The organism is Aneurinibacillus tyrosinisolvens (genome assembly GCF_001015055.1).
GTDB classification, from domain to species: Bacteria; Bacillota; Bacilli; order Aneurinibacillales; family Aneurinibacillaceae; genus Aneurinibacillus_A; species Aneurinibacillus_A tyrosinisolvens.
The window spans coordinates 129,615-141,416 of sequence record NZ_BBWZ01000002.1 but is presented as its reverse complement, the minus strand read 5'-3'; the positions used below and the strand labels follow the sequence as shown (position 1 = coordinate 141,416).

At 45.3% G+C, this 11,802-nt stretch carries 15 protein-coding genes; 1 reads left to right on the top strand and 14 read right to left on the bottom strand.

Translation table 11 applies throughout. From position 1 onward, the window contains the following. Positions 1-61 precede the first annotated feature (61 nt). Positions 62-547 (top strand): low molecular weight protein-tyrosine-phosphatase, encoded by a 486-nt coding sequence (locus tag MBEAL2_RS02695; RefSeq protein WP_052947384.1) that lies wholly within the window; start codon positions 62-64, stop codon positions 545-547. 253 nt (positions 548-800) lie between these two features. On the opposite strand, the gene MBEAL2_RS02685 is transcribed toward MBEAL2_RS02695, so the two are convergent. The 14 genes from MBEAL2_RS02685 to MBEAL2_RS02620 form a co-directional block, all read right to left on the bottom strand. After that, the gene (locus MBEAL2_RS02685; RefSeq protein WP_047150796.1) at positions 801-1,346 is read right to left on the bottom strand and encodes a hypothetical protein; all 546 of its coding nucleotides are present in this window, start codon (positions 1,344-1,346) and stop codon (positions 801-803) included. Between the two features lie 32 nt (positions 1,347-1,378). Then, complete coding sequence (locus MBEAL2_RS02680; RefSeq protein ID WP_047150795.1) at positions 1,379-2,335, bottom strand: ParA family protein; 957 nt, start codon at positions 2,333-2,335, stop codon at positions 1,379-1,381. Positions 2,336-2,476: 141 nt separating this feature from the next. Beyond that, the gene (locus MBEAL2_RS02675) at positions 2,477-2,932 is read right to left on the bottom strand and encodes a hypothetical protein (RefSeq protein ID WP_052947383.1); all 456 of its coding nucleotides are present in this window, start codon (positions 2,930-2,932) and stop codon (positions 2,477-2,479) included. 109 nt (positions 2,933-3,041) lie between these two features. Continuing rightward, the gene (locus MBEAL2_RS02670; protein WP_047150794.1) at positions 3,042-3,449 is read right to left on the bottom strand and encodes a F0F1 ATP synthase subunit epsilon; all 408 of its coding nucleotides are present in this window, start codon (positions 3,447-3,449) and stop codon (positions 3,042-3,044) included. 31 nt (positions 3,450-3,480) lie between these two features. Next, a complete protein-coding gene (atpD, locus tag MBEAL2_RS02665; protein WP_047150793.1) occupies positions 3,481-4,881 on the bottom strand; it encodes a F0F1 ATP synthase subunit beta in 1,401 nt (466 codons plus the stop codon). Between the two features lie 28 nt (positions 4,882-4,909). Beyond that, a complete protein-coding gene (atpG, locus tag MBEAL2_RS02660) occupies positions 4,910-5,770 on the bottom strand; it encodes an ATP synthase F1 subunit gamma (RefSeq protein WP_047150792.1) in 861 nt (286 codons plus the stop codon). Positions 5,771-5,845: 75 nt separating this feature from the next. Beyond that, a complete protein-coding gene (atpA, locus tag MBEAL2_RS02655) occupies positions 5,846-7,357 on the bottom strand; it encodes a F0F1 ATP synthase subunit alpha (RefSeq protein ID WP_047150791.1) in 1,512 nt (503 codons plus the stop codon). Positions 7,358-7,378: 21 nt separating this feature from the next. Further along, positions 7,379-7,918, bottom strand: a complete 540-nt coding sequence (locus MBEAL2_RS02650) for a F0F1 ATP synthase subunit delta (RefSeq protein WP_047150790.1) — start codon at positions 7,916-7,918, stop codon at positions 7,379-7,381. Beyond that, positions 7,915-8,418, bottom strand: coding sequence for a F0F1 ATP synthase subunit B (gene atpF, locus MBEAL2_RS02645; protein WP_047150789.1), 504 nt, complete (start codon positions 8,416-8,418; stop codon positions 7,915-7,917). Before atpF ends, MBEAL2_RS02650 begins: the two co-directional genes overlap by 4 nt. A gap of 114 nt (positions 8,419-8,532) precedes the next feature. Then, positions 8,533-8,754: a F0F1 ATP synthase subunit C gene (gene atpE / locus MBEAL2_RS02640; protein WP_047150788.1), complete on the bottom strand. Its 222-nt coding sequence runs from the start codon at positions 8,752-8,754 to the stop codon at positions 8,533-8,535. Between the two features lie 81 nt (positions 8,755-8,835). Then, entirely contained in the window at positions 8,836-9,624 is a 789-nt protein-coding gene (atpB, locus tag MBEAL2_RS02635; RefSeq protein WP_047150787.1) for a F0F1 ATP synthase subunit A, read from the bottom strand. Between the two features lie 30 nt (positions 9,625-9,654). Continuing rightward, positions 9,655-10,032 (bottom strand): ATP synthase subunit I, encoded by a 378-nt coding sequence (locus MBEAL2_RS02630; RefSeq protein WP_047150786.1) that lies wholly within the window; start codon positions 10,030-10,032, stop codon positions 9,655-9,657. A 1-nt stretch (position 10,033) separates the two neighbouring features. Beyond that, complete coding sequence (locus MBEAL2_RS02625; protein WP_047150785.1) at positions 10,034-10,252, bottom strand: AtpZ/AtpI family protein; 219 nt, start codon at positions 10,250-10,252, stop codon at positions 10,034-10,036. A 259-nt stretch (positions 10,253-10,511) separates the two neighbouring features. Beyond that, positions 10,512-11,702: an acetyl-CoA C-acetyltransferase gene (locus tag MBEAL2_RS02620; protein WP_047150784.1), complete on the bottom strand. Its 1,191-nt coding sequence runs from the start codon at positions 11,700-11,702 to the stop codon at positions 10,512-10,514. Between the last annotated feature and the right edge of the window lie 100 nt (positions 11,703-11,802).

Here is an 11,802-nt window from a genome sequence, read left to right as displayed (position 1 = left end):
AAGGTACTATTTTTATAGTAAAATTAGCAAAAGATAGTGATAAAAATAAGGAAGTGATCGCATGCCGATAACAGAAAAAGCACATGTCGTTTTTGTATGTCTAGGGAACATCTGCCGCTCTCCTCTTGGAGAAGGCATCTTTCGGCATCTAGTGGAGGAAAAAGGGCTATCGGACCGGTTTCAGATAGATTCAGCCGGAACAGCAGCCTACCATGTGGGTAAGACGCCTGATCCCGGTTCCATCCGTGCAGCGGAAAGTAATGGGGTCTCCCTGAAGGGACAATACGCCAGGCAGTTTACCGGCAATGATTTAACAGACTGGGATTACATTATCGCTATGGATGCTTCTAATCACAGCAATATAAAGAAGCTGGGCGCTCTTTCCGGCAGCATTCATTTGCTGCGCGAGTTTGACCCGGAAGGACCGGGAGATGTTCCGGATCCATGGGCAAGAGGGGACGAAGCTTTCCATGAAACGTATACGATTATCCGGCGTTCCTGCGAAAAACTGCTCGATCACATCATAAAGGAGCATCAGCTTTCTTAAATAATATATGTATATGATTCCTGTATTTCTCAATTTTCATTATAGCACAGATTTTGAAAACCTTGTTTCATTTGGCGAAAAAAGAAGGTTTCAAAAACTTGCCTTGCCTTTCCGCAGGAGGATTACTGTTATGTTGGATAACAAAAAAGACGATAAAATACTACAGGTTGTAGTTATTTACCGTCTTTTTTAATATAAATGACACTTTTGCAGTGCTCTCTTACGGGGAGTGATTCCGCTCAAGATCTATACTTTACAACATTGTTTTTGTTCTGTTTTGGTTTTCTAAATATGACTTGATATAACCAAAAACTTCAGTCTTTGCAACTTTATTTTCCAATTCAATTTCTGTAAGTAAATAATACATAAATTTTAGATCATTTAAACTAACTTTCTTTAATGTTTCTTGAGGATTAACTATATATATAGGGAGCAAGCTGCTTTCAAAAAACGTTTTTGCTGTATAGGCATCCCTTATTTCATAGTTATCTATTGTTACACAATTAACCTCTTTCACATTAAAGCTATGTATACTCTTTCTTTTAGTACCTTGGGTTTGTTTTTTTGTCTTATTTTCATTAGTAATTAAATCAACTTTTCCAAGCACTGTTTTAATTGATGCAAGATAGTCAATAATCTCGTTATAATTTTTTAATACTTCATCCAATTTTCCCTGTTGCTGACTGTCTGAACTATTTAGAAATGAGTAGATATCATCTTTTGCATCTTCTATTATTTTCAATAATTCATCAGTTTTTTTAACCATCTTTTTATTTTGTCCCTTTGGTATTGGACTCATGCTTAATGGCCTCCATCATTTAATACTTTCCGTTACTTTATCACATCAATAATTTGAACAGTGATTTTCTCATATTCTCCATGTTCCAATGTTTTATAAGTATCACTTGGAATCGAAACTAAATTTCTCATGAAATCAGCAAATGTATGTTTTGTTTCAATGCTATGGGAAGGTTTCTGGTATCTGTATTTTGCAAATCCCGGTTCTGATAACAGAGATTCTACGTGGGTATTATTAATTGAGTCATCCAATTCTTTAAGCAATCGAATATTCCCGCTTCCAGTACGATTTTTGTAAATTGTTTCAAATACCCCGATTAATTTAGGTTTTTCACCAAAAATTGCATTAAGCATAATACCGCCTATTTCATCGTTCATTGCATATCGAGTATATACATTCTCGATTTCTCTAACGTAGTCAGGAACACCATTAATACTAATTTTATCACCAATTGTTGGGATAATATAATAGTCGGATGCCATAAACACACTGTGAATTAACATATTGCTCGTTGGAGGACAATCAAATAAAATGAAATCATAATTTTCATTAAGTTCCATATCCTTAACAATTAATGCCATAATAAATACGTTCAAAGCATTCTTTTCCATTCTCGAAGAGAGATCGTTAAGTCTCGCATTTTTAAACATTATTGTCGATGGGATAAAGTCAATGTTATTCTTAATATTCACTATTAGTTCATTAAGATAAGAGTGCATGCTTTTTGTCTTACCGGTCAACAAATTATAATCTGTGACGTTATTACTTATATAGCGGGTATAAAGCTCAATTGCAAAATTCAATGAATTGTTATATTTATTTACCCGGGTTTTGTTACTCCAACACATATCAGAGAGTGAGCATTGCGGGTCTAAATCAATTAGTAAAACTTTCTTGCCTTTTTTTGCCATCCATAGTCCAATCTGATAAACACTGGTGGTTTTACCGACGCCACCTTTATAATTTCCAAAAAATATCTTTTTAGCCACTGTAATCTCTCCCCAAAATTAAAAAGTTTTCTGCTTAATTATAATGATTACTATTTGATTTAGTGAATTTAAATTTGAGAACGCAATTTTCTATTTTCTTGATGAAAAAACCCAACCTTCAGACTGGATTCTCAATCATTACTATCGGCTGAACCGCTCAATTTCAGTTTCGACTTTGAATACACGCTTATTTAATGCATGCAACTCAAAATCCTTCGTGTCTAATTTCTTATCAATACGCTCCAAAATAGCGATAATATCTTTGGGTTGGGTTTCTTCCAGACGAATAACTGCTTCCTTAATCTCTTTTTGCCCGTTCTTTACTTCTTCTACATCAGAACGTAATCCCTTTTGTCCACTCTTTAACTCTTCCACATCAGAACGTAATCCTCTTTGGCCATCCCTTAATTCTTCTACATCAGCACGTAGTCCTCTTTGTCCGTCCCTTAACTCTTCTACGTCAGCACGTAACCCTCTTTGCCCGTCCCTTAACTCTTCTACGTCAGCACGTAACCCTCTTTGCCCGTCCTTTAATTCTCCTACATCGGAACGCAAGCCCTTGAGTTCATCCAGAATTTGTTTTAACGTGTTTTCCATTCATCCCACCTCATTTTTTAAATTATACCATGACTGCACTTTCACAAAAATGACGAATTATATACAAAAAGAGCTTCCCGGGATCCCGGGAAGCTCTTTTTTATAACGCTTATTTACCTTTGACGCCAAGGCGCGTCATTGCGCGCTGAAGTGACAGCTGGGCACGCTTAAAATCAAGGTCATTTCCTGCACTTTCAGCAAGGCGGCGTTCCGCGCGTTCCTTCGCAGCAAGCGCACGGTTCACATCAATTTCTTCAGGAAGCTCTGCAGATTCAGCAAGAATCGTAATCTTGTCCTTGCGAACCTCCATTGTCCCACCGCTTACAACGATGGTGTCTTCTTCCCCTTCATTTGCTTTCTTAACCAGAACCGGAGCAATCTTAAGCGGCGTAACCATCGGGATGTGGTTTGGCAAAATGCCAAGATCCCCATCGGCGCCTCTGGCTACAACGATGCGTGCATCTCCGCGGTAGACAACCCGTTCCGGAGTAACGATTTCGACTGCAATTGTATTCATCTACGAAACCCTCCCCTTCATCAGGGTTGAACTACATGCCCTTGGCTTTTTCAACGGCTTCCTCAATGGTTCCAACATAGAGGAACGCTGCTTCCGGAAGGTTGTCGTGCTTTCCTTCCAGAATCTCTTTAAAGCTGCGCACTGTATCTTTAACCGGAACGTATTTACCAGGGAATCCTGTGAACTGCTCCGCAACGTGGAACGGCTGGGACATGAAACGCTGGATTTTACGCGCGCGGTTTACGATTACTTTATCTTCATCAGACAATTCGTCCATACCAAGGATGGCGATGATGTCCTGAAGTTCTTTGTAACGCTGCAGGATAGACTGTACGCCGCGCGCTACATCGTAGTGTTCCTGGCCTACAACTGCAGGAGACAGGATACGGGAAGTAGATGCAAGCGGATCTACCGCAGGGTAAATACCAAGCTCGGAAATACCACGGTCAAGGTTTGTTGTCGCATCCAGGTGAGCAAACGTTGTAGCTGGAGCCGGATCCGTATAGTCATCCGCAGGTACGTAAATCGCTTGAATCGATGTTACAGAACCTTTCTTTGTGGATGTAATACGCTCTTGCAGCTGACCCATTTCCGTAGCAAGCGTTGGCTGGTAACCTACCGCTGAAGGCATACGTCCAAGAAGGGCGGATACTTCAGAACCGGCTTGTGTGAAACGGAAGATGTTGTCAACGAACAGAAGTACGTCACGGCCTTCTACATCACGGAAGTACTCAGCCATTGTAAGACCTGTCAAGGCTACGCGAAGACGCGCACCTGGCGGCTCGTTCATCTGTCCGAATACCATGGATGTTTTGCTGATAACGCCGGAGTCAACCATCTCGTGGTAAAGGTCGTTCCCTTCACGAGTACGTTCCCCTACACCCGCGAAGATGGAGTACCCGCCATGCTCCTGGGCAATGTTGTTAATAAGTTCCTGGATCAGTACGGTTTTACCTACACCCGCACCGCCGAACAAACCGATTTTACCACCTTTTGCATAAGGGGCAAGCAGGTCTACGACTTTAATTCCTGTTTCCAATACCTCATCCGATGTAGATTGCTCTTCAAATGCTGGCGGCTGGCGGTGAATTGGATCGTACTGTACTCCTTCAGGAGCTGGCTGTAAGTCGATTGGCTCACCTAATACGTTAAATACACGGCCAAGTGTTTTCTCCCCAACCGGTACGGAAATTGGTTTTCCTGTATCAAGGGCGTCCATGCCGCGAACCAAACCATCGGTAGAAGACATCGCTACGGTACGAACCTGGTTATCTCCTAAGTGAAGCGCAACTTCGAGCGTAAGATCAACTGCTTTTCCGTTCTCAAGTGTTCCAGTAACTTTAATTGCGTTATAAATCTCAGGCAGGTGTCCACGATCGAACTGAATATCTACAACCGGACCTGTAACTGAAATAATACGTCCCTTGCTCATCTGTTTCCCTCCTATCTAACACACCCGACTACTCGAGTGCGCTGGCTCCGCTGACGATTTCGGCAATTTCTTGCGTGATAGCCGCCTGACGGGCGCGGTTATAAAACAATGTTAAGCGGTCGATCATATCTGTCGCGTTGTCCGTTGCACTGCCCATTGCTGTCATACGGGCACCCCACTCACTTGCTTTTGCATCAAGCAGCGCGCTGTAAATAAGGGTTTCCGCATATCTTGGAAGCAAATCAGCAAGCACTTCTTCCGCGGATGGTTCAAAATCATACGTTGGCGTACCTTCCGCCTTCTCCACATTTGCCAGTGGAAGCAAACGCAGTTCCATAGGCTCCTGCTGGATGGCACTGATGAATTTGTTGTACACGAGGTACAGTTCATCAATGCCTCCATCTGCAAACAAGTTTACCGCGTTGCGCACAACGTTTCTAATGTCTGCAAATGTCGGAGCATCGGACACGTTTACGAACTCATCAGCAATCGGGTATCCGCGCTTCTTGAAGAAGTCACGTCCTTTACGGCCTAACACGATAATTGTATATTGATCCTTGCTGTTATGCCGCTCTTCAATCGTACGAGCGACAGTACGGAGCACGTTAGCGTTGTATCCTCCCGCAAGACCACGGTCAGATGTAATGACGACATAGCCCGTCTTTTTCACGGGACGGCTCTGCAGCATGGGATGCTTGGAGCCTGTCGTGCCGGCAGCGATGCTCATAACGACCTCACGCATTTTGTCAGCGTAAGGGCGGGATGCTACCGCACGTTCCTGCGCACGGCGCAGCTTAGCGGCGGCAACCATTTTCATCGCCTTCGTAATTTGTCGCATGTTCGAGAAACTCTTGATACGACCTTTTATCTCACGAATTCCTCCGGCCAATTTGATTCACCACCTTTATCCTTATATTTACGCTCCATCGACCTTCTTGTATGTGATGGAGCCTTTGTTTTGCTATTATTCGGATACTGCGAAGCCCTTCTTGAACTCTTCGATGGCTGCGTTCAATTGGTCTTCCGGTGGTAATTCTTTCGTATTGACGATTGTATCAAGAATCTCTTTCTTGTTGTGGTCAAGGTAAGAGTGGAATTCTTTTTCAAAGCGGAGAACATCCTTAACAGGGATATCATCAAGGAATCCTTTAATTACCGCGTAGATGGAGACAACCTGCTTCTCAACCGACATCGGGTCAAACTGGCTCTGCTTCAAAATCTCAGCCGTACGCTCCCCACGGTTTAGACGAGCCTGGGTTGATTTATCCAGGTCAGAACCGAACTGGGCAAACGCTTGAAGCTCACGGTATTGAGCCATATCAAGCTTCAAGGAACCTGCAACCTTCTTCATCGCTTTAATTTGAGCGGAACCCCCTACACGGGATACAGAGATACCTGTATTTACCGCCGGACGCTGGCCGGAGTGGAACAGGTTGGACTCAAGGAAGATTTGTCCGTCTGTGATAGAGATTACGTTCGTTGGGATGTATGCAGATACGTCCCCTGCTTGTGTTTCAATGAAAGGGAGGGCTGTTAATGAACCGCCGCCTAATTCATCGTTTAACTTCGCAGCACGCTCTAAGAGGCGGCTGTGCAGGTAGAATACGTCCCCTGGATATGCTTCACGACCTGGAGGACGACGGAGCAGCAAGGAAAGTTCGCGGTATGCTGCCGCTTGCTTAGATAAGTCATCATACACGCAAAGCACGTGGCCGCCCTTGTACATGAAGTATTCACCCATGGATACCCCTGTATACGGTGCAAGGTAAAGCAGCGGTGCCGGATCGGATGCTGTTGCAGATACAATGATTGTATATTCAAGCGCACCATGCTGACGAAGTGTTTCGACTACGCCGGCAACTGTGGATTGCTTCTGCCCGATAGCAACATAGATACAAACCATGCCTTTGCCTTTTTGGTTGATGATGGTGTCAAGTGCGATTGCCGTTTTACCTGTTTGACGGTCACCGATGATAAGCTCACGCTGGCCGCGTCCAACTGGAATCATTGCGTCAATTGCTTTAATCCCTGTTTGAAGCGGTTCGTGTACAGATTTACGAGCCATAACACCCGGTGCCGGGCTTTCGATCGGACGGAATTCCGTCGTTTCGATTGGGCCAAGGCCATCAAGCGGTTGTCCAAGCGGGTTTACAACACGTCCAAGGAGCGCTTCCCCTGCCGGAACCTCCATGATACGTCCTGTGCGTTTTACCTGGTCGCCTTCACGGATGTCAGTATAAGGTCCGAGAATAATGGCACCCACGTTGTCTTCCTCAAGGTTCTGAGCCAAACCCATAATCCCATTGGAGAACTCAAGAAGCTCACCGGCCATAACGTTTTGTAAGCCGTGAATACGGGCGATACCGTCACCAACCTGGATAACAGTACCTACATCCACTACCTGGATGTCAGATTTATATTTTTCGATCTGCTGTCTAATCACAGAACTAATTTCATCTGGTCTGATTGCGCTCATCTTATGGTTCACCCCTATCTATCATACTTGGGCTTGCTTAATTTGCTGCGTGAAACGGGCCAGCCTGCCCTTAATGCTGCCGTCATACAGGCGATCCCCGATGCGGACGATAACTCCGCCGACAATGGAAGGATCGATTTCCGTCGTCACGCGCAGCGTTTTATTCAACTTCTGGCCAAACTCTTTAGCCAGTTCATTTATTTCCTGTTCGCCAAGCGGTTTTGCCGTTGTAACAACCGCATCAACAATGCCGCGGGCTTCATTTGCAAATTGCGTAAAATCTTTCACGATGTCAAGCAGGCTTTCTTCCCGGCCGCGCTCAAGAATAAGATTGATAAAGTTCATGGTCGCTTCGGAAACGTTGCCGGCGAACAGTTCATTCATCATCTGCTTCTTATCTTCTGAAGAGATTTTCGGATGGGTGAGGAGCTGCTTTAGCTCTTCGTTTTGTTCAATGATGCTTGCAATGTCCACCAATTCGGTTTCTGTTGCTTCAATTGTTTGATTATCGCTTGCTACTTCAAACAGTGCACGGGCATAGCGCTTGCTTACCGCACTCATACTTGACCGCCCACCTGTCTCATGAACTGCTCAATCGTATCCTGCTGCTGCGCTTCTGTCATTTCTTTTTCGATAATTTTAGAAGCAAGCAAGACAGAAAGACCGGCTACTTGATCACGGACGGAGCTTAACGCTTTTTCTTTCTCACGGTTAATTTCAAGCTTTGCTTCCTCAATTAAGCGCTCCGCGCGTTCTTGAGATGCAACAACAATTTCCTGTGCCTCTACTTCGGATTGCTTCTTGGCGCGGTCTAAGATAACCTGCGCTTCTTCACGCACCTTTTTCAATTCAGCGCGCTGTTGTTCCAGTAAAGATGCCGCTTCCGCGTTTGCTTTCTCAGCCGCCGCGATTTGGCCTTCAATATGTTCCTGGCGTCGTTGCAGTATCGACATTGCCGGTTTCATGGCAACTCTGCTGACCAGGAAAATCAAAACTAAAAATACGATAACCTGGAATAACATCGTGCCGAATTCCAGACGAACACTTCCAAAGTCTAACAATGCATGTCAACTCCTTTCCTCTTATCAGGAGAATCATTCAAGTACAAAAGGAAGGCGAGGGATTTTTGTCCCCGCCCAGGTAAAAAGTGTGCAAACGCAAATCGTCCGCTTTTATTATCCAAGACGTCCGAAAAGCATGAAACCAATCGCAACAGCGATAATCGGAACCGCCTCTACAAGACCAAGGCCAAGGAACATAAGACCCATTAATCCACCACGAGCTTCAGGTTGACGAGCAACCCCTTCAATTGTACGAGAAACAACGATACCGTTACCAATACCTGCTCCAACAGCAGCAAGACCAAAGATTAAACCTAATGCAATTGCGAAATCCATTATGATTTCCCTCCTCATAAATTATAAAAAAGTCAAAATGATTTTATCAAAATAAAAGGGTTAGCTACCAACAGTAAGAACTTAATGTTCGTCCACAACTTTTTGTGAGATGTAAACAAGGGCCAGTGTCGTAAAGATATACGCCTGGATTGCGCCAACGAACACAGAATAGCCAAGCCAGACAATGAGCGGAAGACTTACGACCGCTACGGAACCGGCCAGCATGAAAGCAATCAATACTTCACCTGCGAAGATGTTACCGAATAGACGCAGTGGAAGCGTAAGCGGCTTGATGATGAATTCTTCCATTACGTGAAGAATGAACATGAGCGGGCTCGGTTCAAACCAGTGCTTCACATAACCGCCTGGATCCTTGCGAATTCCGAGGTAGTGCGAGTATAGGAGAATCATCAGGGCAAGTCCAAAGGTTACGCTCGGAGAAGCGGTAGGCGATTTAAACCAGGCAACCACAAGTTCCTTCTCGCCGCTGTGGCCCGCCGCCGGATGGGCGTGCGCGTTAAACACTTCCTGGGTAATTCCCAGGGCCGGAACCGGCTCTGTGTATGCCACATTCACATTGAACATGACGCCTAACTGGTTGCCAATGAAGATATAGAGGAATAGCGTCAAAGCAAGCGTAATAAACTTGGTGCTTGTTTTAGCATCCATGAACTGTCCGGCAATGCCGCGAACGAACTCAATAACCCATTCGAAGAAGTTCTGCCATCCGCGCGGCACACTTGCTGTCATATTTCTCGTACTTAAGAAAATAACAAGAAGTACAAGCAGCGCTGTCAGAACAGACATTAGCATCGTAGGAATATCAAATACCAGACCGGCAATTGTAAAATACGGAGAATAATGTTCCATTTTTTCTCATTCACCCCTTTCATAATCTTGTTATTTTTTTATAGAAAAATGTTGCGAGATAGCAAGGATTAGTGTGACGGCCTGGACCGCAAACAGTCCGATAAGCACGCCAGCGAAAGAGAAAAGATGGGGGAGGCGCGCTGCCATATACACAGCAAAACCGGCGACAAGAAGGCGCTGCAGCATTCCAATGCCACGGACCTTTTTCCCCGGTGTAACGGCCGCTTCTCCTGCCTGGAGCGTTTTAAGATAGAGAATAAAGCCATTAATGATACTCGCGATTGTTCCCAGGATTAATCCCTGAAAAAACACGCGCTGCGGCATAAACAGCCATAACAGAACGATGGCCGCAAAAAGAAAAAACGTATAACGTGCAGCGGTTTTGATTGAGGAAGCGAATTCTTCCATGTCACTCTCCAAAGAACTGTTTGATCAGGAAGAAGATTCCCGTGATGCCCAGTGCCAACCCGAACAATAAGCCAGCAAGCATGAACCAGGGTTCGGTTTTCAGCCAGCTGTCGATTTGCCGTCCGGCCCAGAAGCCAAAAATAACAGAGGCAGCTAGTTCTACCCCTATTGTTCCTACCAATGCAAAAGCTCGTAAAGGTCCTTCATTTCCCTTCTTCAAATCCAGTCCCTCCCAGATTCGCTTTTACATTCTTTCCATTTTGGTCAAAAAAAATTTGACCAAAATTGTCAAATATTCTTAAGAAATGGTTAGGAACACGTTATCATGTGCATACATGACATTTATGTCCCTAACCATAGTACTTAACCATTTATCGTTTGTCAATAAGTTGAAACAGCATTGTCACGATTTAGACAAAACCCTGCGAAAAAGCAGGCTTTTTGTCAATTCGTTACAGCTCAGCCCTTGACATCTATGATTATTTTTCCAATTCTACAATCGTTGATACGCCCTGTCCGCCACCGATACAAAGAGTCGCCAGACCACGCTGCGCATTGCGGCGTTTCATCTCATATAACAGGGTAATAAGAATGCGCGCTCCGCTGGCGCCAATCGGGTGGCCAAGTGAAATGGCTCCTCCGTTTACGTTCAGCTTCTCTTCTGGAATGTTTAAATCGCGTCCTACAGCAAGAGACTGGGCGGCAAATGCTTCGTTTGCTTCGATTAAATCGATATCTTCGATCGTAAGCCCGGCTTTTTCCAGCGCTTTCTTTGTTGCCGGCACCGGCCCGATACCCATGATCGCAGGGTCAACTCCTGCACTGGCATTGGCGCGAACAACCGCCATCGGCTTAATGCCCATTTGTTCTGCACGCTCACGGCTCATGAGAACGAGGGCCGCAGCTCCGTCATTAATTCCGGAAGCATTTCCTGCCGTTACGGTTCCTTCTTTCTTGAAGGCAGGCTTCAGCTTGCCCAGCTGTTCAGCCGTTATGCCTGCACGCGGGAATTCGTCCTTGTCCACGATAACAGGGTCACCCTTGCGCTGCGGAATTTCCACCGGAACAATTTCTTCGCTGAAGCGGCCGGCGTTTACGGCAGCTTCTACCTTCTGCTGGCTCAATGCCGCAAATGCATCCTGCTCTTCGCGGGTTAATCCATACTGCTCGGCAATGTTTTCCGCCGTGATACCCATATGATAGTCATTAAAAGCACAAAGTAAACCATCTGTCAGCATGCTGTCAACAGCTTTCTGATCGCCCATGCGGAACCCGGTGCGGGCTTTCGGGAGGAGGTACGGTGCAAGGCTCATGTTTTCCATTCCGCCAGCGACTACGATATCCGCATCCCCATTGGAAATGGCCTGTGCAGCCAGGTGTACGGCTTTCAAGCCGGAACCGCACAATTTATTTATTGCCATGGAGGAAACTTCAACTGGCAGGCCGGCCTTTATTGCAGCCTGGCGCGCCGGACCCTGGCCTGTTCCGGCCTGGAGAATATTCCCCATGATGACCTCATCCACCTGATCACCTGGAACGCCTGCGCGGTTTAACGCTTCCTTAATCGCAATGGCTCCCAACTCAGGGGCGGGAATTGCACTTAAAGAACCCATGAAACTTCCAATCGGTGTACGGACAGCACTTACGATAACAACTTCTCTGTTACTCATAATCAGGCTCCCTCACTCTCACTCTTTTTTTTGAAAAATACTTGTACTATATTCGCCGAATTTATTCCATTCCCTGCTGTGTGGGAGAAAATTAACAATC